17 protein-coding genes are annotated in these 21,618 nt (G+C 64.9%); 7 read left to right on the top strand and 10 right to left on the bottom strand.

Features of this window, described 5'->3' with window-relative positions:
* Window positions 1-434: 434 nt before the first annotated feature.
* From UP09_RS06785 to UP09_RS06775, 3 genes are read right to left on the bottom strand one after another with little or no spacing between them, the layout of a single operon-like run.
* A complete protein-coding gene (locus UP09_RS06785; protein WP_044537413.1) occupies window positions 435-2,213 on the bottom strand; it encodes a S8 family serine peptidase in 1,779 nt (592 codons plus the stop codon).
* A 37-nt stretch (window positions 2,214-2,250) separates the two neighbouring features.
* Window positions 2,251-2,964: a hypothetical protein gene (locus tag UP09_RS06780; RefSeq protein WP_044537305.1), complete on the bottom strand. Its 714-nt coding sequence runs from the start codon at window positions 2,962-2,964 to the stop codon at window positions 2,251-2,253.
* The gene (locus UP09_RS06775; RefSeq protein ID WP_044537304.1) at window positions 2,961-3,530 is read right to left on the bottom strand and encodes a sigma-70 family RNA polymerase sigma factor; all 570 of its coding nucleotides are present in this window, start codon (window positions 3,528-3,530) and stop codon (window positions 2,961-2,963) included. Before UP09_RS06775 ends, UP09_RS06780 begins: the two co-directional genes overlap by 4 nt.
* Before the next feature lie 429 nt (window positions 3,531-3,959).
* Between UP09_RS06775 and UP09_RS06770 the strand changes: the two genes are divergently transcribed.
* Both UP09_RS06770 and UP09_RS06765 read left to right on the top strand, forming a co-directional pair.
* Window positions 3,960-5,108 (top strand): GGDEF domain-containing protein, encoded by a 1,149-nt coding sequence (locus tag UP09_RS06770; protein WP_044537412.1) that lies wholly within the window; start codon window positions 3,960-3,962, stop codon window positions 5,106-5,108.
* Window positions 5,109-5,177: 69 nt separating this feature from the next.
* Window positions 5,178-6,284 (top strand): DUF2336 domain-containing protein, encoded by a 1,107-nt coding sequence (locus tag UP09_RS06765; protein WP_044537303.1) that lies wholly within the window; start codon window positions 5,178-5,180, stop codon window positions 6,282-6,284.
* 22 nt (window positions 6,285-6,306) lie between these two features.
* On the opposite strand, the gene UP09_RS06760 is transcribed toward UP09_RS06765, so the two are convergent.
* Both UP09_RS06760 and UP09_RS06755 read right to left on the bottom strand, forming a co-directional pair.
* Window positions 6,307-6,945 carry an NrsF family protein gene (locus UP09_RS06760; RefSeq protein ID WP_044537302.1) on the bottom strand — a complete coding sequence of 213 codons (639 nt, stop codon included), beginning with the start codon at window positions 6,943-6,945 and terminating at the stop codon, window positions 6,307-6,309.
* Window positions 6,946-6,947: 2 nt separating this feature from the next.
* Window positions 6,948-7,493: a sigma-70 family RNA polymerase sigma factor gene (locus UP09_RS06755; protein ID WP_044537301.1), complete on the bottom strand. Its 546-nt coding sequence runs from the start codon at window positions 7,491-7,493 to the stop codon at window positions 6,948-6,950.
* Window positions 7,494-7,814: 321 nt separating this feature from the next.
* On the opposite strand from UP09_RS06755, the gene UP09_RS06750 reads away from it, so the two are divergent.
* Together UP09_RS06750 and UP09_RS06745 are read left to right on the top strand one after the other, a co-directional pair.
* Complete coding sequence (locus UP09_RS06750) at window positions 7,815-8,459, top strand: hypothetical protein (RefSeq protein WP_044537300.1); 645 nt, start codon at window positions 7,815-7,817, stop codon at window positions 8,457-8,459.
* A 129-nt stretch (window positions 8,460-8,588) separates the two neighbouring features.
* Complete coding sequence (locus UP09_RS06745) at window positions 8,589-9,368, top strand: enoyl-CoA hydratase (protein ID WP_044537299.1); 780 nt, start codon at window positions 8,589-8,591, stop codon at window positions 9,366-9,368.
* Here the strand turns inward: UP09_RS06745 and UP09_RS06740 are convergent.
* Window positions 9,365-11,227, bottom strand: coding sequence for an acetyl-CoA hydrolase/transferase C-terminal domain-containing protein (locus UP09_RS06740; RefSeq protein ID WP_044537298.1), 1,863 nt, complete (start codon window positions 11,225-11,227; stop codon window positions 9,365-9,367). The genes UP09_RS06745 and UP09_RS06740 overlap by 4 nt on opposite strands.
* Before the next feature lie 238 nt (window positions 11,228-11,465).
* On the opposite strand from UP09_RS06740, the gene UP09_RS06735 reads away from it, so the two are divergent.
* Entirely contained in the window at window positions 11,466-12,884 is a 1,419-nt protein-coding gene (locus UP09_RS06735) for a TolC family outer membrane protein (protein ID WP_044537297.1), read from the top strand.
* Window positions 12,885-13,028: 144 nt separating this feature from the next.
* A complete protein-coding gene (locus tag UP09_RS06730; RefSeq protein WP_044537296.1) occupies window positions 13,029-13,997 on the top strand; it encodes an amidohydrolase family protein in 969 nt (322 codons plus the stop codon).
* A 60-nt stretch (window positions 13,998-14,057) separates the two neighbouring features.
* On the opposite strand, the gene UP09_RS06725 is transcribed toward UP09_RS06730, so the two are convergent.
* From UP09_RS06725 to UP09_RS06715, 3 genes are all read right to left on the bottom strand, one after another.
* Window positions 14,058-17,186: an efflux RND transporter permease subunit gene (locus UP09_RS06725; protein ID WP_044537295.1), complete on the bottom strand. Its 3,129-nt coding sequence runs from the start codon at window positions 17,184-17,186 to the stop codon at window positions 14,058-14,060.
* Window positions 17,187-17,297: 111 nt separating this feature from the next.
* On the bottom strand, window positions 17,298-18,545 hold the full coding sequence (locus UP09_RS06720) for an efflux RND transporter periplasmic adaptor subunit (RefSeq protein WP_044537294.1): 1,248 nt from the start codon (window positions 18,543-18,545) through the stop codon (window positions 17,298-17,300).
* Between the two features lie 150 nt (window positions 18,546-18,695).
* On the bottom strand, window positions 18,696-20,102 hold the full coding sequence (locus UP09_RS06715; protein WP_044537293.1) for a CoA transferase: 1,407 nt from the start codon (window positions 20,100-20,102) through the stop codon (window positions 18,696-18,698).
* A 120-nt stretch (window positions 20,103-20,222) separates the two neighbouring features.
* Between UP09_RS06715 and UP09_RS06710 the strand changes: the two genes are divergently transcribed.
* Window positions 20,223-20,510: a hypothetical protein gene (locus UP09_RS06710; protein ID WP_044537411.1), complete on the top strand. Its 288-nt coding sequence runs from the start codon at window positions 20,223-20,225 to the stop codon at window positions 20,508-20,510.
* A 196-nt stretch (window positions 20,511-20,706) separates the two neighbouring features.
* Here UP09_RS06710 and UP09_RS06705 read toward each other — a convergent pair whose 3' ends face one another.
* A complete protein-coding gene (locus tag UP09_RS06705) occupies window positions 20,707-21,243 on the bottom strand; it encodes a GlcG/HbpS family heme-binding protein (RefSeq protein ID WP_052832989.1) in 537 nt (178 codons plus the stop codon).
* Window positions 21,244-21,618: the final 375 nt, after the last annotated feature.

The raw sequence follows: 21,618 nt of genomic DNA, 5'->3' as shown, positions 1-21,618 counted from the left end.
CCCGCTTCACTACGGGGTTTCTCACGATATCCACAGTCAAGCCGTCCACTTGCATGCTGACGATGCATCGCGCTTTCCAACGAGCCGCCCCTGAACGATCCACATAAATTGGTCGCTGGGCCCGCCCGCTGCGCGGATCTCGTCACCGCCGGCAGCCTGCCAGATTGGGGATTGCGCACCGCGCCGGGCCCAGCCGTCACACAAGGCTCGCCCAAAATGAAAGACCCGCCCGGGGGGACAACCGGACGGGTCTAAGCCATATGGGCGCTTGGGGTGGATGGGCGCTCGCGCCGAATATAGCCGTCGGGGAGGGTAAACCGCTCCCACACACATAAGTCGTGATAGGGGCTGCGGACGTTCAAACTCCCGGCGATTTTTTTAACTTTTCCGATCCCGGTTTCGCTGCGCCATTGGCGGGCGTCCGCCGCCGAAAATCATTGCGCAGCGGGGCGATTTGCGTCGTTTGCCGCGGATTTGTCGGACGCCATCGACGGCGCCGCATCGATCAACGCGCGGCTCACGGAAGTGTTATTGCTGTCGGGAGCCTTCGGCGGCTGCGACGGCTTGTCCGAGACGGTCGCAACGGGAACGGCGGGCGCCTTGATCGCCGCCGTGACGGCGGCGAAGGCATCCGCCTCGCCCGCCCCGAACAGATCGTCGCGGCCGGGCGCGCCGAGGTCACGGGCGGTGCTCGTCAGGATTGCGCGCACCTCGCTCGGCTTCGCCGCAGGATTGCGTTCCAGCACCAGGGCGGCAATGCCGCTGACGAAGGCCGCGGAGAAAGAGGTGCCCGACGCCATCTGATATTTGCCGTCGGGCGCGGGCAGCAGAATGTCGACGCCCGGCGCCGCCAACGCAATGTAGTCGCCGCGGTTCGACGCCGTGAACAGCTTGTCCCTGGCGTCGGTGCCGCTGACCGCGATCACATCCGGATTGGCTGCCGGATAGAGCGGCGGGGATTTCGCACCCGCATTGCCGGCGGCAGCGATCAGCACGATGCCCTTGGCCGCGGCCGCGGCAACACCGCGCGCGATCAGCGCGTCCTTTGGTCCGGCAAAACTCATGTTCACGATCTGCGCGCCATGCAACGCCGCGTAGTCGAGACTCCTGAGGATCACAAAAGACGTGCTCTGGGCGCCGCTCGCAACCGCACCGAACGCACGGATCGCCAGGATCCGGACCTCCGGCGCGCTCCCCATCAGCTTGGCATGCGCCGCGATCGCGCCCGCGATACCGGTGCCATGAAGATGCGGCCCTTCCTTGCTGCCAAGCGCGTCGAACGTATCCGAGATCGTATTGGCCAGTTCCGGATGGCTGGCATCGATGCCGGAGTCGATGACGGCAACCGTCACGTTCATCCCGTGGGCCAGCGTGTGCGCCTGCGGCAAGCGCAGCTGTGCGAGCGCGTATTGCGCCGGATCGCCCTCGCTTGGAACCGCCTGCTGATCCTGCAGCAGGTAGCGATAGTTCGGCTGCACCGAGCGGACGCTGCCGTCGCCGGCAAACTCGCGGCTCACCACGTCCACCGGCCGATTGCCGGCGACGCGGAACAGGCCGATCGTCGCACCGAGCAGCGAAAAATTCTGCGACGCGATCCGGATCAGGCCGTGGCGTTGCGCGAGCTCGTCAGCCTGAGCATCCGTCAATGCGCCGTCGATTTCGGCCACGAGTTCGTTCGGCACAGCTCGCCGGTCGAGCGCAGCCTGCACGCCGCCGCCAGGACCGGTCACGCCCTTCCCTGCGGCGCCCTTGCCGCTGCCGCCGTCGACCAGGGCGACCGGGTCGTCGGCGCATTCGCCGTCGCGGCCACGATAGGCATAGTCGCAGGCGGGATAGAGATTGGGCGAATAGCGCGCATAGGACAGCGCGGAGCCGGTGGCCAGCCGCGAGACCGCGATCCTCGATGTAGTCGTGACGGGGGGGACCGATGGCGTCGTGCGCGCGGCCATGGTGCCGCCCACCCTGCCCACAGCGTTGGCGTTCACCCTGCCCGCGACATTGGTGCCGACCCTGCCGGCCGCGTTGGCGCCCACCCTCCCCGCGATGTTCGGATTGATCCGCGGCCCGATCGAGACGCGCGGCTCGACACGCAGCGTCGGCGAGCGCATGAAGCTTTGTGCATCCGCCGCTGAATCGGCCAGACATACCAATGGCAATACCGCAATGGCGACAGCCACCGCGGTGCTCTTCCAGCTCAGGTCATCACGGTTCATCGTGTCCTCAACGCGACGCAGAACCGCCAACCGTAGCTTACGGCGTTTCGACCGCGAGGCTGACGATCTTCTCTTTCTGCAATCTGGCGATCAACGCTGCGACGTCGTTCTTGCCCATCGCGCGGCTGCCGAACTGCAGCCGGAACAGGCCGCCCTTGGCGCCATCGACGATCGAGGCCTGATAGGTGTCGAGCAGCGCGGTAATGTCGGCGATCTTGGCGTCCGGCGCAAAGCGCACCAGCATGCGCGGTGGCGCGGCAGCCGTGCCACCGAGATCACGGGTCAGCGGCGTGTTGCGATCGGCTGTATCGAGCGAGGCGGTCTGGAACGAGGCCGGCTGGCTCCCCATCAGCACCGCGCCGATCACGCCCGCCTGCAACAGCAGCGCGATCGCGCCGAGACTGGCCGACCAGGCCAGCGTGCGCGGCGACAACTTTGCGAAAAACTCCGAGATTCCGCTCCAGATGCGCGCCGACATCGCCGGCTTGCGTTCGGGTTCGGCATCGATCGCCGCGAACAGCTTCTGCATGGCGCGCGCCGAGGGTGCACCCAGGCTCTCGTTGAGATGAATGGTCTCGCCCAATTCCTCGCGGATGACGGCAAACTGCTTCGCCAGCTCCGGATCGCGTGCGAGCGCGTCCTCGACACGGCGCGCGTCGCGCGCGTTCAGCGTGCCAGCCGCGTGCCACGGCAACAGCATCTCGATCTCGCTGGGCTCTTGATCCAGCATTTTCTTGTTCGCTGCCATCATGGCCAACCTCGCTCGATGCCAGCTGCCTTCAGCAGCTCGGCAAGTTTCTTGCGTGCGTAGAACAGGCGCGTCTTCACGGTATTCTCCGGGATGCCGACGATCTCGGCAACTTCTTCCACGGATTTCTCGTGATAGTAGACAAGATCGACGATTTCCCGATGGTCCGCCGATAGCGCCGTCAGGCACTTACGCAGCGCTTCACCGGTATCCTTCTTCTGCACCACCGTTTCCGGATCGTCGGACGTATCCTCGATCGCGTTCGCGGCCTCATCATCCAGTTCGGCATCCTTCCTGCGCCGCAGCGCAGACAACGCCTTGAAACGGGTAATCGCCAAAAGCCAGGTCGAAACGGCGGATCGTCCCTCGAACTTGCCCGCCTGACGCCACACATCGAGGAAGACTTCACTGATGAGGTCTTCCGCGACCTGCTCATTGCGCACGAGCCGAAGCCCGAAACGAAATACCCTGACATGGTGCCGTCCGTACAGCACCTGCATGGCAAGCCGGTCGCCTTGAGCGATCCGGGCGATCAGAACGTCATCTGAAGCCGCCTGTGTCGCGCTCAATGGCCGTCTCGCAAGGTTGGTCGGAGGGGAATGGCGCGCGGTTCGACGCGAGAGGCAAGATTCTTCACATTACGGCAATGTCCTGACCGCATGTGTGATCTAGGCCACAGTCGATCATCGGGCCGCGGAGCAACCCACGGAGACGATCGAGGCCCAGAAAACGGTATCATGGTAATGAACACTTTCTCTGATGCCGCGCAATGCTGTGCGACCATAGCAAGGCTTCACCGGCAAGCCAGTACCCACGTGGTGAACCCGCGCCACGCAGTGCTTCGGCACACCCGCGCCCGGCACCTCGGACTAACGGATTTCCCTTAAGAAACAAGGGTGCTGACCGGATTTTAACGGAGCAGATTCGGTTCCAAAAGATACCAAACCTAAAGGCTTTCCCACGTAGATTTTTGCCCGGTTCCACCAATGGCGAAGACCATGGGCAGCGCTGCATCGTCATTTCTCGGCCCGATCGCGGGCGCACTGGAAGGCGGCCGTCCCAAGCTGACGGCCGAGCGCCTGGCGCGCCGCGCCAAGCAGCGCCGCCAGATCCAGTCGATGATCGGCAGTTGCTTCGTGCTCGATGCCGTCGTGCTGCTGATCTACGCCCATGTCGGCACCACGTCGGTTTCAGTCGCGACCGGCTATGCCCTGGCCGGCCTCACTCTGGTGGCGGTCTACGTGCTGCTCTCCGAGCTTGGCTTCCACGAGCGCTTCCGCGACCACTACCTGGTCGCAGCGCAATCCGCCGTCAACATGGTGAACCTCCTCGTGTTCGCCTATCTCGCGCCGGAAGTCGGGATATTGTTTCTCTGCAATTTGTTCGTGGTGTTCGGCTTCGGCGCGCTCCGCACCTCGGCGCGCCAGACCTCCATCATCTGGACCGTGATGGTGCTTGGCCTCGCAGCGCTGTTTCTGTGGACCGACAAGCCGATCGGAATGCCGACCGGCACGATGATCGACCGCTTTGCCACCATGCTGGTGTTCGCACTGACCATCGGACGCTGCATGTTCCTCGGCATCTTCTCGAGCTCGATGCAGCAATCGCTCTATCAGAGCGGGGTGAAGCTGAAGGAAGCCTACCGGCGCATCGAGGAACTCGCCGAACTCGACGACCTGACCGGCGCCTTCAATCGCCGCTGCATCATGCGCATGCTCGAGGAAGAGATCACGCGCTGCGCGCGCAACGGCAGCTCCTGCGCGATCGCGCTGATCGACCTCGACCATTTCAAGCGCATCAACGACCTCTACGGCCATCCGATCGGCGACGAGGCGCTGCGAACCTTCGCCATCAGCATGTTCGCCAATATCCGCAGCATCGACCGCTTTGGCCGCTACGGCGGCGAGGAATTCCTGCTGGTGCTGCCCGACCTGTCCCAGGACGACGCCACGCGCGCGCTCGAGCGGCTCCGCGCGATCATTGCCGATCTCGACTGGAGCGCGTTCTCGCCCGGCATGCAGGTGACGATCTCCGCAGGCGTCGCAACGCTGCGTCAGAACGAGACCTCCGATACATTGCTCGCCCGCGCCGACCGCGCGCTCTACGCAGCCAAGGCCCGGGGACGCAATCGCATCGCCGGCGCCTGACCAACCCATTTCCATATCCGGCGCCGGAGAAACCGTCGCCGCCTTTATTTGACGCTCCAGGATAGAGTCATGAGTTCGAAGTCCGCGACCGCCCCCGAAAGTCTGCTCGACGAATTGCAGACAACGCTCGCCCACGGCACAGTGGCGCGTCGCGTCGAGACGCTGCGCCGTGTGACCGATCTCTTCATCAACGGCTCGGTGGACTATTCGGACGAGCAGATCGGGCTGTTCGACGACGTTTTCCAGTGTCTGCTCGAACACATCGAAAGCTCGGCGAAGGCGCTGCTCGCCAACCGGCTCGCGCCGATCGACAGCGCGCCGCCGCGGACGATCCGTACGCTGGCCTTCGACGACCTGATCGAGGTTGCCGGCCCCGTGCTCGCACGGTCGGCCCGGCTCGACGACGATGCCCTGATCGAGACGGCGCGCAGCAAGAGCCAGGCGCACCTTTTGGCCATTTCGACCAGAAAGGCACTGAGCGGCGCCGTCACCGACGTGCTGGTGCTGCGCGGCAATGACGAGGTAATCCAGAGCACGGTCAACAATCCCGGCGCGGAGTTCACCGAACGCGGCTTCACCCGCCTGGTCAGCCGCGCCGAGGGTGATGACAATCTGTCGACCTGCGTCGGCTTGCGCCCGAACATTCCGCGGCATCTCTATCTCAAGCTGGTTGCGAAGGCCTCCGACACCGTACGGCAACGGCTCGAGGCCGCTATACCGCAGCAGGCCAAGGAAATTCCGATTGCGGTGAAGGAAGCGACACGACGCGCGCGCTCAGCTCCCGGCGCTGTTGCCCCCGACACCGCGATCGCGCATGCCTTGGTCAAGTCGCTCTATGACGACGGCCGGCTCGACGAATTCCAGCTCGCGGCGTTTGCCGAGGCCGGCAAGTTCGACGAGACCAACGCCTCGCTCGCCGCGCTCGCCAGTGTCACAGTGGGCATCGCCGAGAACATGATGATCGAAACCCGCGCCGAGGGCGTGATGATCCTTGCCAAGGTGTCGGGCCTGTCATGGTCCACCGTGCGGGCCATCATCCATCTGCGCGACGAGATTTCTGGCGCCGAACCGACCGACTTGCAGGCTTGCAAGGAGACCTATGAGCGCCTGCGGCCCTCGACCGCGCAGCAGGTCTTGCGCTTCCACCGCATGCAGCAGTCCGCGCCCGCGGCATAACATCCGGGCCACGATCTGCAATTCAATATCGAAGCACCCGCGCTCCCATGAGCGCGCCGATCGCCGTGACCAGCGCGGTCGCGATCGTGTACCAGGTCGCCACGAACAGCGGTGAATCATCGGTGCAGTGCGACGCGTACAGCGTCGCGGCCAATCCCGCCGACATCATGCCGGCGACCGCGCCGGCGATCGCCGGCCGCGCCGGTGCCCCCTGCCGCAGCCCGTACAGCGCACCTGCCAGCAGCGGCAGCGAGATCGCGGGGATCGCGGCCATGCAGGCCTTCGAATTACTACCGACCAGTCGCGTCATCATTGGCGCGCGCTGCGGCATCATCATCTCGCCGCTGATGCCGGCAACGAGGATGCCGGCCGGGATCAACAGCCACCAGCCAAAGCCGCGCAGCGAGGTTTCCGGCCGCGACAGATGCAGGCTGACCGCGGTCGCAGAGATCGCCAGCGCCAGCGTCACCGCAAACTTCAGGTCGAAGAACGGATTATGCATCGCGGTCATGACGTCCGGACGCACGCCAAGTTCGGCGAAGAAGATCAACAGCGAGACCGGGGCCGCGGCGAGCAGCGCCAGCATCAGCGCAAAACCAACCGGGCGCGCTCGGTTCTCATTGTCGGCGGCCAGCGTCTGAATGAGTTGATCGGTATCCATGCTCATTGTTCCCGCAATTTCGCCGTCAGGCTCGCCAGACCGCGATGCAGCGCCACCCGCACCGCGCCCTCGGTCATCGATAGTTTGGCTGCCGTGTCCTTGATCGAGGCGCTGTCGACCGCAATGGACTGCAGCACGTCGCGCTGCCGTGCGGGCAAGGCCTGCAACTGGGCGGCCACTTCACTCGCCGACGCAGTCGGCTCGGCCACCTCCCCCGGCAGGATCTCGGCGAAGTCATCGACGTTGACGAAGATGCGCCTGCCGCGGCGACGCAGAGCGTCGATCAGCTTGTTGCGCGCAATCGCGAACAGCCAGGGCGCGAAAGGAGCGCTGGTGTCCCAAGTGTGCCGTTTCAAATGCACCGCCAACAAAATGTCCTGCACGATGTCCTCGGACTGGTCGACCGGTTGTCCCGCGCGCGCCAGACCGCGGCGCGCCGCTGCGCGGAGCACCGGCGTGACGGCCTTGAGCAGGCGATGATACGCCGCACTGTCGCCTGAAATGGCCGACCGCATCAGGCCGGTCCACTCGTCTTCACGTTCGCGCACGCGCGCTCCTAGACTGCAATTCGACCGATCTTTCAATTTGTTACACCGGGCGCGCCAGGATCACGATCTCGTGATCATGGCGCGCTGCGATGGTATCGGCATCCGGCCACGGAGAATCGCCGCGGCAGGCTCCTCAAGCCCCTGCTCATAACATCGATCCCAACACGAGGCATCGTTGGCCCTTCGCCATCTCCGCTCCCAGCAGAAAAATTGCCCAGCTTTTGCCCGCTGTGGCCCGAAGATTCCCTTTTTCTGCCCCGGTGTGGACACGCAGCGAGGTCTCATTTCGGCGCTGGGACGGGTGAATGGGGAGATCATCAAATGAAAATCAAAGCCAGCGGGCGCTTGGCCTTGATGATTGCGACAGGGCTCTTTGTGTGTATCGCCGGTCCGTTGCCGGCAAGCGCGGCTGGTTCGGACACCGCTGCGTCGACATCCGACAGTGCCACGACCGGTAAATCGGTCCGGCAGAGCTCGCGGCACGGCAAGCGCTATGCGCACCGCAAGTCCGACAGGACCGCCGACAAGTCGGACAGCAAGAAGGACGGTAGCGACGCCGGCAGCGTGACGGCGGCGGGGATCCCGGCCTCGGTCGCCAACGCCAATGCCGAGCTGACCTCCAGCGACACGAACGCAGTTCCCAAGGCCGGCCCGATGCTGGCCGCGGCCGACAAGCCGGCCTCCGACACCAGCGTGGTCGCATCCGACCAGCTCAACGATGTCGATCGTGCCTTGCAACAGGCTCAGCCGGCCGAGCAGCCGCAACCGGTTCAGCAGCAGGCAGCCCAGCAGGAGACCCCGCCGGCCCCGCCGCAAACCGTCGCGATGGCCTCGGACAAGCCGGCCCCGGTTCTGGCAAGCGGCGATAGCTCGACCTGGGACCAGACGTCGCTGATCGGAAAGATTTTCATCGGCTTCGGTGCCCTGCTCACGGTGGCTTCCGCCGCGCGCATGTTCATGGCGTAGCCGAGCCACGTTCGCCGGCGCGGGCTGCGGGTAGCGCCGCACCGCGGCTCGGCACCTCCGTTCGGCCACTTGATGCGCATCCCGCCAGCGGGCACATTGCCCGGCAAATCAGGCACGGGGTTTGCGTCAATGGCTACGTTCGAATTCATCATTGTCGAGAGCAAGGGACCGGTCGGCGTCATCACGCTCAACCGCCCGAAGATGCTGAACGCACTGTCGTTCGGCGTGTTCCGCGAAATCGCAGCTGCCGTCGACGATCTCGAGGCCGACGACAAGATCGGCTGTATCCTGATCACCGGCAGTGAAAAGGCCTTTGCGGCCGGCGCCGACATCAAGGAGATGCAGCCGAAGGGCTTCATCGACATGTTCACCAGCGACTTCGCCGCGGTCGGCGGCGATCGCGTCGCGCGGTGCCGCAAGCCGACGATTGCGGCGGTGGCCGGATATGCGCTGGGCGGCGGCTGCGAGCTCGCGATGATGTGCGACATCATCATTGCCGCCGACACCGCCAAATTCGGCCAGCCGGAGATCACGCTCGGCACCATCCCCGGCATCGGCGGCACGCAACGCCTGACGCGCGCGATCGGCAAGTCGAAGGCGATGGATCTCTGTCTCACCGGGCGGATGATGGACGCCGCCGAGGCCGAGCGCTCGGGCCTTGTGTCGCGGATCGTTCCCGCCGACAAGCTGATGGAAGAGGCGTTCGCCGCGGCCGAGAAGATCGCCTCGATGTCGCACCCGGCAGCCGCAATGGCCAAGGAAGCCATCAACCGCGCGTTCGAAACGCCGCTGTCGGAAGGCATGAGCGTCGAGCGCAACCTGTTCCACTCGACCTTTGCGCTGGAAGATCGCGCCGAAGGCATGGCGGCATTCATCGAGAAGCGCAAGCCGGTCAACAAGAATCGTTAGACCTCCCTGCTCCGCTGGAGAGCTGCATTCACCAGCGCGCGATAGGCGCGCTCGGCAAAGTGCGCGGGCTTGTCGAGGCCGAGCCGCGCCAGGCAGTCGCGGTCGGCAGCATCAGGCGGATGCCTCATCCCTTGCCACAGCAAGCCGGGCAGTTGCAGCGGCGTGCGCTGCGCGTCCTGCAATATTTGCAAGGCCGGGATCAAACGCTGCTCGACGTCGGTGAAATCGCTGCCGAACGGGAACGACGGCAACAGGCCTGCGTCACGTGCGGGCTTCAGCGCGTCGCGGATGCGCTCGGGATGGTTTTCGCGGTGAGCGGCGGGAATCTCATAATTGCGCGGCAGCTTGCCGGCGTCCTTGGCCTGCCGCATCAGCTCGCTCTGGAAGCGGGAATCCGAGACCTGCAGCATCGCAGCGACGACGTCGGCATCGGATTTCCCGCGCACGTCGGCGACGCCATACTCGGTGACGAAGATGTCGCGCAGATGCCGGGGAATGGTCTCATGCCCGTAGGACCAGCGAATGTTCGACTGCATTCGTTTGCCGGCTTGATGGGTCGCCTCCAGCGCCAGCACCGAGCGCGCGCCTTCCAGTGCGAACGCCTGCGCCACGAAATTGTACTGGCCGCCGACGCCGCTCACGACCTGACCATTCTCGAGGCCGTCCGAGATCGCAGCCCCCAATAGCGTCGCCATCATCGCATTGTTGACGAAGCGCGCATCGACGCGTGCGCGGCGCTTGGCCGCCTCGTCGCCGAAGATCTCGTTGGTAAAGGACACCGGCATCATCTGGATCCGGGCCAGTTGCTCCGGTGTCATTTCGCGCAACGCCCGATAGAACGATTTTGGCCCGAGGAAGAACGCGCCGTGCAGGATCGTGCCGTCGACGTCGCGCTTGAGGATGTCGGCGTCGATCAGGCCGAGAAACGCCTCGAACAGCATCTCGCTAACGCCATAGAGGCCCTTCTCGAACGGCCCGGTTTCGACCGTGGCGAGTTGCTCGGTCTCAGGCGCGAGCCGCTTCATGATGCCATGAAATTGAGCGTTGTCGCGGTGCCGGACGATAAGGCCTTGCGCCAGCGCGTCGCCGACCTGGCCGATGCCGATCTGCAGCGTACCGCCGTCGCGCACCAGACCCGCGGCGTGCAGCCCGATCGCATATTTGGTGTCGCTGATCGGCTCGGATGGCGGTGCGAACAATGGGAAGTCGGTGTCGGGGCTGTCGAGCACCGCGGCAAATTCATCCGCCGGCAGGTCGCCAGCGCCGGGCATGAACGGCAGCTCGGAATTGACCTGGGCGATCAGCTTGAACGACGCGCGGCCCTGCTTGCGGGCGCGCAAGATGTCGAGCGTCGTATCGGTGTTGCAGCTCAGGCTGTAGCGCGCCACGCCGTCGACCACGCGCTTGGCGACGAGCTGGGGGACCACATTCAACCCGCGCGACAACAGATACGACGCAGCATGGGTATAGTTCGCCGAGATGTAATTCTGTTGCGCGAGCGGTGAATGGAGCCACTGTCCTGCGAGGAAGAAGAACTCGATTACCTTGATGTTGGGCGGCAATGCGCCGGCATGCAACGCGTCAGCGTAAGCCAGATCCGGATAGAGGCCGAACAGGCGATCGATCACCGGGCCGATGAACCGGCGTTCGAGCAGGTTTTTCGGCTTCGGCTTTTCCAGCGTCAGTGCCGAGAACAGCGTCAGGTTGATGGAGCGGTCGGCGACGGCGCGCGCATACAGCGCGTTGATGATGTGGTTGGCCTTGCCGAGGCCGAGCGGCAGCCCGACCACCAGATCAGTTCCGACATCGCGAATGATATGTTCCGCGATGGCCTCGGGATCAGAGAAGATTTGCGGCATCAGGAATGGACCCGGCAGGGCTGTGGATAACCGGCATCCTGAATCGGAGCCGGCGGCTGAAATTTATACTCCATATGACATTCACGTTCGCCTGTGACGAAGCGGCAACAGACAACAATTGAATCGGTGTGCAGATGTCGCGTGGCGGTTTGCCAGTGGCGGTGCCGCCCCCTAAACAGGTAGATGTGTCGAAGCCGTCGGCGGGGGCGGACGGCCGGGGTTTGGTTTGCGGGATCACATGGTTGAGCGTGCCGCGAGGGTTGGTGACGTCAAGAGGCGCGTGCTTTTGTCGGGCATCCGCCTTGGCGCACTGGCTTGTGTGGTGTTGTCCGCGCCTGCCGTCCGTGCCGAAGGCCTGTCCGAAGCACTTGCCAAGGCGTACCAGACCAATCCGCAGCTCAATGCCGAGCGGGCGCGCCAGCGCGCGACCGACGAGAACGTGCCGCAGGCGCTGGCCGCTTATCGGCCCCAGATCATCGCGGGTCTTTCGGCCGGCCTGCAGGCGGTGCGCGACCAGTTGCCCGGCAACGTCATCCAGACCGCGACGCTGAAGCCGTGGCAGATCGGCGTGACGGTGACCCAGACCTTGTTCAACGGCTTCAAGACCGCCAACAGCGTCCGCGTGGCCGAGTTGCAGGTGCAGTCCGGCCGCGAGGCGCTGCGTAATGTCGGTCAGGGCGTGCTGCTCGACGCCGTCACCGCCTATACCAACGTGCTGGCCAACCAGACGCTGGTCGAGGCGCAACGCTCCAACGTCGCCTTCCTGAAGGAGACCCAGGCGATCACGCAGCGGCGCCTCAACGCCGGCGACGTCACGCCGACCGACACCGCCCAGGCCGAGGCGCGGCTCAGCCGCGGTCTGTCCGACCTCAATGCCGCGGAGGTCAACCTCGCGATCAGCCAGGCCACCTATGCGCAGGTGATCGGCAACCCGCCGTCGCAGTTGCGCTCGGCGGAGGCCGTCGACCGGCTGCTGCCGCGCAGCCGCGAAGACGCGGTCGGGTTTGCCTTCCGCGAGCATCCGGCCGTGATGGCGGCAGGCTACGATGTCGACGTCGCCTCGACCTCGATCCGCGTCGCCGAGAGCAGCCTGCTGCCGCAGGTCAGCGTGCAAGGCAGTGTCAGCCGCAGCCGCGACAGCGACTCCACCCTCGGCACTTTCGGGACGGACCAGGCCTCCGTGATCGGCCAGGTCACGCAACCGATTTATGACGGCGGCACGGCGTCGTCGCAGACCCGGCAGGCCAAGGAAGTGGCGGCGCAGAGCCGGCTGGTGCTCGACCAGGTCCGCAATCAGGCCAAGACCGCCGCGGTCAGCGCGTGGGTCGCCAATGAGGGCGCCAAGATCGCGGTATCGGCCTCGGAATCGGAGGTGAAGGCCGCAACGGTTGCGTTGGCCGGTGTGCAGAAGGAGGCCGCGGGTGGCCAGCGCACCACGGTCGACGTGCTGAACTCGCAGCAAGACCTGATCCTCGCCAAGGCGCGGCTGATCGGCGCGCAGCGCGACCGTGTGATCGCCTCCTATACGCTGCTCAGCGCGATCGGGCGTCTCGACGTCAAGACGCTCGTTCTCAACACGCCGGACTATCTGCCCGAAGTCCACTACCATCAGGTCCGCGACGCCTGGCAGGGCCTGCGGACGCCATCCGGACAATAAGCCGTGACGCAAGACCGTCTGAACGGCGAACGTCCGCCCCTTCCCGCCAGAGCCATCCCCCGATAACCTCCCTCCTCGCCGGCGATGAATAACGCCGGTGCGCGCAGAGCGCGCATAACAGCCGAGCACGCAGGGAGACGTCCAATGCTGACGCGACGCAGTATGATGCTTGCTTCCATCGCGGCGGGAGTGACCATGACCAGCAGCAACGCATTTTCCAAGGCCTCGCAGCCATCGACGGCTGTCAATTTCGACGTGCCGGCCGGCGCCTGCGACTGCCACACCCATATCCATGGGGACCCCGAGAAATTCCCGTTCTTCGCAGGCCGCGTCTACACGCCGGAACCGGCCTCGCCGGAGGAGATGAGCGCCCTGCACAAGGCGCTGAATATCGAGCGCGTGGTGATCGTGACGCCGAGCGTCTACGGCCCGGACAATTCGTCGACGCTGTTCGGCATGATGGCCCGCGGCGCCACGGCGCGCGCCGTCGCCGTGATCGACGAAAAGACCAGCGAGAGCGATCTCGACGGCATGCACAAGACAGGCTTCCGCGGCATCCGCCTCAACCTTGCGACCGGCGGCGTCAACGATCCCAATGTCGGCCGGCAGCGTTTCTCGGCCGCGGTCGAGCGGATGAAGGCGCGCGGCTGGCACGTGCAGCTCTTCACCAGCCTCGCGATGATCACCGCGATCAAGGACCTGGTCGCCACCTCGCCCGTTCCGGTCGTGTTCGACCATTTCGGCGGCGCCGAGGCCGCGCTCGGTACAGGCCAGCCGGGGTTTGCCGACCTGCTCGACCTGGTCAAATCCGGCAAGGCCTATGTCAAGATCTCCGGCGCCTACCGCGCCTCCAGGCTCGCGCCCGATTATCCTGACGCGGCGCCGCTGGCGCAGGCGCTGATCGCGGCGAATGCCGAGCGCATCGTCTGGGGCACCGACTGGCCGCATCCGAATTCGGTGACGCCATCGGACAAGAAGGTCACCGACGTCACGCCGCTGTACCAGATCGACGACGGCCGCCTCCTCAACCAGCTTCCGGTCTGGGCGCCGGATGCCGCGGTCCGCAAGACGATCCTGGTCGACAACCCGGCGCGGCTCTATGGTTTCACCTGATTGACTTTTGTTTGAGCATGATCTGTTCGGAAAACCGCGGCACACTTTTCCGGATCATGCTCAGCGGTCGCGCGGCCGGCGCGAGAAATAGGAGATCAAGACCGGCAGCGTGATCAGGATCACCAGCGGCGCCAGCATCATGCCGGTGACGACGACGATCGCGAGCGGCTTCTGCACCTGCGAGCCGATGCCCCCCGAGATCGCCGCCGGCAGCAGGCCGACGCCGGCGACGACGCAGGTCATCAGCACCGGGCGGAGCTGCAGCTCGCCGGTGCGGATCACCGCGCGCATGCGGTCGTAGCCCTCATCGATCAGCTGGTTGAACTGCGACAGGATGATGATGCCGTCCATCACGGCGATGCCGAACAGCGCGATGAAGCCGATCGCCGCCGACACGCTGAACGGAATGCCCGAGATCAGCAGCCCGAGCACGCCGCCGAAGATCGCCATCGGGATCACGCTCATCGCGAGCATGGTGTCGACCATCGAGCCAAAATTGAAGAACAGCAACACCGCGATCAGCACCAGGCTGATCGGCACCACGATCGACAGCCGCTTGATCGCATCCTGCAAATTGCCGAACTCGCCGACCCATTCGAGGCGCGAGCCGGGCGGCAGCTGAACCTGCTCATTGACCTTCTGCTGTGCTTCGAGGATCGCGCTGCCGAGATCGCGGTCGCGCACCGAGAACTTGATCGGAAGGTAGCGCTCCTGCTGCTCGCGATAGATATAGGCGGCGCCCGAGACCAGCTTGATCGAGGCGACCTCGCTGAGCGGGATCTGCGTGGTGCCGCCATTGGGATTCGCGACACCGATGCGCAGGTTCTGGATCGCTTCGGCACTCTTGCGATATTCCGGCGCAAGCCGGACGATGATCGGGAAATGCCGGTCGCTGCCAGGCTCGTAGAGATCGCCGGCAGTGTCGCCGCCGACCGCGACCTTGATCGTGGCGTTGATGTCGCCGGGTGCCAAGCCGTAGCGCGCTGCCCGCGCACGGTCGACGTCGATCTGAATGGTCGGCTGGCCGAGCGAGGTGAACACCGCAAGGTCGGTAATGCCCTGCACCGTCGACAGCACCGACTTGATCTTGTTGGCGGTGTCGGTCAGCGCCTGCAGGTCGCTGCCATAGAGCTTGATCGAGTTCTCGCCCTTCACGCCGGACACCGCCTCCGAGACGTTGTCCTGCAGGTACTGCGAGAAGTTGAATTCGACGCCGGGGAATTTGTCCTGCAATTGCGCAAGCAATTGCGCGGTGAGCTCTTCCTTGTCGTGGGTGCCGGGCCATTCGCCGGCCGGCTTCAGAGGTGCGAAGAACTCGGCATTGAAGAATCCTGCGGCGTCGGTGCCGTCATCGGGCCGGCCATGCTGCGACACCACGGCCTCCACTTCGGGACGGCTGCGGATCACCCGCCGCATCTCGTTGACGTAGGCATTGCCTTCCTGCAGCGAGATCGTCGGCGGCAGCGTGGCGCGGATCCACAGATTGCCCTCTTCCAGCTTGGGCAGGAACTCGAGGCCGAGGAACCGCACGCAGATGACGGTCATGACCACGAGGCCGGCAGCGCCGGCCATCACGATCTTGCGGTTGGTAATCGCCCAATTCAGCACCGGCAGGTAGATCGCATCGAGCTTCCTGACGATCCAGGTCTCGGTTTCGTGCATATGCGCCGGCAGGATGATCGCGCTCAGCGCCGGCGTGATCGTGAACGTCGCCAGCAGTCCGCCCGCCAATGCATAGGCATAGGTCCGCGCCATCGGGCCGAAGATGTTGCCCTCGACGCCGCCCAGCGTGAACAGCGGCAGGAACGCGGCGACGATGATGGTGGCGGCAAAGAAGATCGAGCGCGAGACGTCCGCCGCCGCCGACAGGATCGCGTGGCTCTTCATCCCCATCACCGTTTCCTGGGAGATGTGGCTCCGCTCGTCCTCCGACAGCGCCGTGGTCTGCGACAGCCGGCGGAAGATCGCTTCCACCATGATCACGGTGGCGTCGACGATCAGTCCGAAATCGATCGCGCCGACGGACAGCAAATTGGCGGATTCGCCGCGCAGCACCAGGATGATCACGGCGAAGAACAGCGCGAACGGTATCGTCGCGCCGACGATCAGCGCGCTTCTGAGATCGCCGAGGAATATCCACTGCAACAGCACGATCAGGAGGATGCCGACCACCATGTTGTGCAACACGGTGTGAGTGGTGAGCTCGATCAGGTCCTTGCGGTCGTAGATGCGTTCGATCTTGACGCCCGGCGGCAGGATCGTGGAATTGTTGATCTGGTTGACGAGCTGCTCGACGCGGGAGATCGTCGGCGAGCTTTGCTCGCCACGGCGCATCAGCACGATGCCCTGCACGATATCGTCGTCATTGTCGATGCCGGCGATGCCGAGCCGTGGCTTCTCGCCGATGGTCACAGTGCCGACATCCCTGACCAGCACCGGATTGCCGCCGGACTGCGAGATCATGGTGTTGGCGAGATCATCGATCGAACGGATCAGGCCGACGCCGCGCACCACGGCCGATTGCGAGCCGATGTTCACGGTGTTGCCGCCGACATTGATGTTGGCGTTGGAAATGGCTTGCAGCACCTGCGGCAATGTCAGGCCGTTGGCGACCAGCTTGTTGAAGTCGACCTGGATCTCATAGGTCTTGGTCTTGCCACCCCAGCCGGTGACGTCGATCACGCCGGGCACCGACCGGAAGCGGCGCTGCAGAATCCAGTCCTGCAGCGTCTTCAGATCCAGCACGCTGTAGTTCGGCGGGCCCTTGAGCCGGTAACGGAAGATTTCACCGATCGGGCTGACCGGCGAGATGCCGGGCTGCACATTGCCCGGCAACGGTGCAAGCTGCGACAGGCGGTTCAAGACCTGCTGCAACGCCTCGTCGTAGGTGTAGTCGAAGGAAAACTGCAGTTTGACGTCGGACAGGCCGTACAGCGAGATGGTGCGGATGGTCTTGAGGTTCTTGATGCCGGCGACCTGGGTCTCGATCGGGATCGTGATGTAGCGCTCGATCTCTTCGGCCGAGAGGCCCGGGCTCTGCGTCACGATATCGACCATCGGCGGGGTCGGATCGGGATAGGCCTCGATATTGAGCTGCTGGAACGCGAGCAGGCCGCCGATGAAAACGACGGCGAACAAGGCCACCATCAAGTAGCGGCGGTTGACGGCAAGGGCGACAAGACGATCCATTCAGATCGAAGCTTTCAGGCTGGAAGAACTTTGATTGAGCATGATCGCCGCGTAACCGCGGTCCGCGTTGGTCGCAAGCGAAAGCCGCTTTTCACTTTTCCGGATCATGCTTTAGGTGCCGGACGCGGCGCGGTCGATGAACAGGCTGCCCTTGGTCACGATCTGCTCGCCCGGCTTCAGATTGCCGGCCACCTCGACGAGGTCGCCATTGATCAGGCCGGGCTTGATCTGGCGCAGCTCGATCGTCTTGTCGTCGGTACGGGCGACCCAGACCCGCACCTGGTCGCCCTCGTAGATCAGCGCCTGCTTCGGCACGCCGACCCCCGGGTGATTGCCGGCCGAGAACAGCGTCACATTGGCAAACATCTCCGGCTTCAGCCGGTTGTCCGTATTGTCGATCGTGGCGCGGACCAGAAGGCGGCGCGACGTCGGATCGATCGCGGCCGCCACATAGTTGATCCGGGCGGTCAACACCTTGCCCGGCAGTGCCATCACGCTGAAGCTGACGTCCTGCCCGACCGCGACATTGTCGGCATCGGATTCCCGCACAAACGCGATCATCCAGACGGTGGAGAGATCGCCGATCACGTAGACCGGATCGCTGGCGCCGGTCGAGACATACTGGCCAGGGCCGGCCTTGCGCTGCACGATGGTGCCGGCGATCGGCGCGAACACCGTCGTCTCCGGATTGAGGCGGCCCCGCTGCTGCAGCGTCGTGATGGCATCGTCGCCGAAGCCGAGGATGTGCAGCTTGTTCTGCGCGGCTTCCAGCAGGGTTTGCGCCGAGCGCGCATCGTTCTGCGCCTGCACCAGCGTCGCCTGGGCCTGCTGATAGTCCTTCAGCGGGATGGCCTTGCCATCGGACAGGTCCTTGGCGCGCGTCTCCTGGATCTGCGCAAGATCGAGCGCCGACTGCGCCTTGTTCAGGCCGGTCATCGCCGCGACATAGTCGTTCTGGGCCTGCACCGTGTCGGCGGCTTCGATCACGAACAGCGCCTGTCCCTTGGTCACGGTCTCGCCCGGCCGCACCAGCAGGCGGGTGACGCGGCCGGTATAGGGCGAGTACACCGGCGTGGACCGATCCTCGTCGATGCCGATCTTGCCTTCGGTGACGAGCTCAGAGCGGAACGTATGCTCGGTGACGGGCTGGAAGGTGAGGCTGGCCCATTCGGCCGCCGTCGGGGTGTAACGCGAAGCCCCCTTGCGGGATTGGCTCGAGACATCCGAGGAGGTCTGCTTGGCCGTGCTGAACCGCGTATAGCCGTAGGCGCCGGCAATGGCGACCGCCAGCAACGCCGCGGCCGCGATCAGACGTGGGCGGCTAAGGTTCTGCATTCGTTGGGTAAGGTCTCTAAACATGCGGTCCGGGGGTCGATCGTTTCAGCTTCCGGCGGGACGGCCCCAGCGGTGCGCTAATAGTGCCGAATTGGTGTTGCAAACAACCTAAAAATCGCGGTCCGACAGCGACTGGGGTTAAAGATTGGAGAGCCTGAACGGCGGCTGAATGCATTATCCGGGAAACTCCGGGGCGGGAAACTCCGGGGTATGGCTGCCGAGCGGCATCGCCGGACGGGCCCAATAGGCCGGGGTTTTGGACAGCACCGCGGCGTGCCTGACCGAGCTCAAGGTGCCAAAGCCGGACGGAAGCTGCTCGATGAAGGGCGTCACCGCGTCGGCCTTGAGATCCGCGGTCGCCAGCCCGCCTGCGACGCGGCCGAGATTCCATAGCCAGCGCCCGGTCTGCGCCAGCGACACCCGGACGTGCCAGCTGCCGCCCTCGCGCGCCTGGCGCGCCTTCGCCATCATGGCACCGAACGCCATGAAGTATCCGGTGGCGTGGTCGAGCATCTGCGCCGGCAGCTCCTTCGGCCCGTCGACCCCGGCCGCCTGCCCCTCGGCATGATTGAAGCCCGTCGTGGTCTGCACCAGCGAATCGAAGCCGCGGCGCTCCGCCCAGGGACCGGCATGGCCGTAGGCCGACAGCGTCACATAGACGATGCCCGGATTGATGCGCGCCGCCTCCTCCGCCGAGAAGCCGAGGCGCGCGATCGCCTGCGGGCGATAGCCCTGCGAAACGATATCAGCCTGCGCCACCAGGCGGCGCATCACGGCCCGCCCCTCATCGCTCGTCAGCTCGACAAAGCTCGTCAGCTTGCCGCGGCCGGTGTCGATGGTCAGCCATGGGATGACAGGCAGACCGGGACCGGAAATCAGCAGCACGTCGGCGCCATGCGCGGCGAGCGTGCGGCCGGCGACAGGGCCCGCGATGACGCGCGACATATCGAGGACGCGGATGCCGGCCAGCGGCCGGTCGCCCGCGGGCCACGGCTTTGGCGCGGCGTCGCCGATCTTCTCGATTTCGATCAGCGGCAATGTCGCGAGCGCTTTCGCGTGCAGCGTCGCCGACCATTCGTCGTGCGAGCGCATCAGCGCGACGACGCCGCCGGCCGCATAGGCTGCGGTCTCGAACGCCTCGCCGTCCCATTGCAGCAACGCGGCCTGCACGTCGTCGCGCTCCGCCTGGCAGTTCAGCACCTTGCAGACGGCGTCGCGATGATGCGGGAAATTGGTGTGGAGACGAACGAAGCGCCCATCGCGGACGCTGTAGACGCCAGCGATCTTGTCCCAGGCCGGCGGCGGCGGCTTGTCGTCGACGCGTAGATATCGCTCGCTCCGGCATTCGACCACGGCGTGGCGCATGTCGACCGCGACGTCCTGCGTCTCGCCGCGGCGTGCTGTCCAGATCTCTGCGGCCGCAAGGCCCGCCGCGGCAATCGAGGCCTGCGCCGCCGCGGCGACGCGAAATGACGACGGCAGCTGCGGCTCCGCGCCGGTCAGCCTGACCGCATCGAGGGCCGACGGCGCGCCGCCGCCCGCGGTCCAGATATCGGCAAGGATTTCGCTGATGTCCTGCATGGGATTCCTCGACTCGTTCTATGCCCGAGCATGATGACAGAAAAGCGGTGCCCGGTTGTACTGGTCATGCTTAGGTTCGGGATCATGCTCAAGGCTCTGGCCGACCGGACAGGAGTTGCAATGGCTGCTATCGATCCCCTCACCGCCGGCGGCGTTTTCGTCGCGACCGCGGCCACCGACGCGGTCTATGTCATGTTCACCTCGGCGGTCGTCGCCCGCAAGCGCGTGCCGGCGGCGAGCTGGAGCAGCATCTGGTATCTGCTCTCGTCCTACGCCGTGATCAGCTACACCGAGAACTGGATCTACGTCGCCTTCGCCGCCGCGGGCTCGTGGGTCGGCGCCTACGCATCGATCACGTTTTTGCACCGGCCTCCAGGTGGCCCGCCGGTCGGGGCATCGGTGGAGTAGCGTTGTTGCTGCATGTACAACTGTCGTCCCGGCGAAAGCCGGGACCCATAACCACAGGGTTTTGTTGTCGCATCGCGCTGGGGCCACAGCGTCGCGCAGCAATTGGCATTTGTGGTTATGGGTCCCGGGTCAAGCCCGGGACGACAATGAGTTTGTGGCGTGCTCACCTCTAGATGCGAGGCACTGAAGCTTCGCCTTACTTCAGCGAAGCCTGGCCGGCGAGCGAGATCACGTTGTCCTGCGAGCCGGAACCGCCGCTAACGCCGATCGCGCCGACGATCTTGCCGTCGACAACCAGCAGATTGCCGCCGCGCGACGCGATCACGTCGTCGAGCGTCGCCAGGTAGGAGAAATACGCTCCCTTGCCCATCAGGTTTTCGAACGCCAGGGTCGGGCGGCGAAAGCGGGTCGCGGTGCGCGCCTTATGCTGCGAGAGGCCGATCGAGGCATATTGGCAATTGTCCTGCTTCTCGAAATAGACGAGCTCGCCGGCCGGATTGACGATCGCGATACAGAACGCGTTCCAGTTTCGCTTTTGCGTCTCGGCGACGGCCACGGCGGCGACCTTCTTGGCGGTCTCGATATTGATCGGCTCGCCATAGGGCAGCGGCGCCAGGGCGTCAGGGACGACGTCGTTCGGATTGTCGGGATTGGAGGCCACCTGGGCAAAGGCGCCGGTGGCGGTGACGAATGCGATGCATGCCGCGCCCAGGAGCGCCGTGAAATAACGCATGGTGTCCTCCCAAATGGTTGTTCTTGTCGATATCCCGGGTCGATCCGGGCGGCGGGACGATAGCAATTGATCCGTGGCATACAAGGTGGCATCGGTTGGGTGCGGCGCAGTAGTCACTGCTCATCGCGGCCGCCGCTGCCGTCTCCGGAAGCAATCCCGCAGACGCACGTCGCGGTGAAGCAAAGAATGCGGCTCATCGCGCAGCCGCGCGACGTGGCCGCACTTCAACGGGCCGGGCGATCGTCCAGGCCGGACCGAATGCGACAGCAACGCTGACGATAACTGGATCCTGCCTTACCATTGTGGTCGCCGTCCCGGCCCGGTATGCTGGTTCCATATTGCGCAACTAGAGATTTGCAGTCCGGCTCGTTGCAC

Origin of the sequence: Bradyrhizobium sp. LTSP885 (assembly GCF_000938305.1) — a bacterium.
In the GTDB taxonomy this organism is placed as follows: Bacteria; Pseudomonadota; Alphaproteobacteria; order Rhizobiales; family Xanthobacteraceae; genus Bradyrhizobium.
The sequence above is the reverse complement of the archived record's forward strand: the minus strand, read 5'-3'. Positions and strand labels throughout refer to the sequence as shown.

Excerpts from the sequence above, each read along its gene's own strand:
- UP09_RS06715 (WP_044537293.1), bottom strand. The coding sequence starts at position 20,102 with ATGCAGGACATCAGCGAAATCCTTGCCGATATCTGGACCGCGGGCGGC.
- UP09_RS06710 (WP_044537411.1), top strand. The coding sequence starts at position 20,223 with ATGGCTGCTATCGATCCCCTCACCGCCGGCGGCGTTTTCGTCGCGACC.
- UP09_RS06725 (WP_044537295.1), bottom strand. The coding sequence starts at position 17,186 with ATGGATCGTCTTGTCGCCCTTGCCGTCAACCGCCGCTACTTGATGGTG.
- UP09_RS06785 (WP_044537413.1), bottom strand. The coding sequence starts at position 2,213 with ATGAACCGTGATGACCTGAGCTGGAAGAGCACCGCGGTGGCTGTCGCC.
- UP09_RS06730 (WP_044537296.1), top strand. The coding sequence starts at position 13,029 with ATGCTGACGCGACGCAGTATGATGCTTGCTTCCATCGCGGCGGGAGTG.
- UP09_RS06740 (WP_044537298.1), bottom strand. The coding sequence starts at position 11,227 with ATGCCGCAAATCTTCTCTGATCCCGAGGCCATCGCGGAACATATCATT.
- UP09_RS06720 (WP_044537294.1), bottom strand. The coding sequence starts at position 18,545 with ATGTTTAGAGACCTTACCCAACGAATGCAGAACCTTAGCCGCCCACGT.
- UP09_RS06735 (WP_044537297.1), top strand. The coding sequence starts at position 11,466 with ATGGTTGAGCGTGCCGCGAGGGTTGGTGACGTCAAGAGGCGCGTGCTT.
- UP09_RS06750 (WP_044537300.1), top strand. The coding sequence starts at position 7,815 with ATGAAAATCAAAGCCAGCGGGCGCTTGGCCTTGATGATTGCGACAGGG.
- UP09_RS06745 (WP_044537299.1), top strand. The coding sequence starts at position 8,589 with ATGGCTACGTTCGAATTCATCATTGTCGAGAGCAAGGGACCGGTCGGC.
- UP09_RS06760 (WP_044537302.1), bottom strand. The coding sequence starts at position 6,945 with ATGGATACCGATCAACTCATTCAGACGCTGGCCGCCGACAATGAGAAC.
- UP09_RS06780 (WP_044537305.1), bottom strand. The coding sequence starts at position 2,964 with ATGATGGCAGCGAACAAGAAAATGCTGGATCAAGAGCCCAGCGAGATC.
- UP09_RS06770 (WP_044537412.1), top strand. The coding sequence starts at position 3,960 with ATGGGCAGCGCTGCATCGTCATTTCTCGGCCCGATCGCGGGCGCACTG.
- UP09_RS06765 (WP_044537303.1), top strand. The coding sequence starts at position 5,178 with ATGAGTTCGAAGTCCGCGACCGCCCCCGAAAGTCTGCTCGACGAATTG.
- UP09_RS06705 (WP_052832989.1), bottom strand. The coding sequence starts at position 21,243 with ATGCGTTATTTCACGGCGCTCCTGGGCGCGGCATGCATCGCATTCGTC.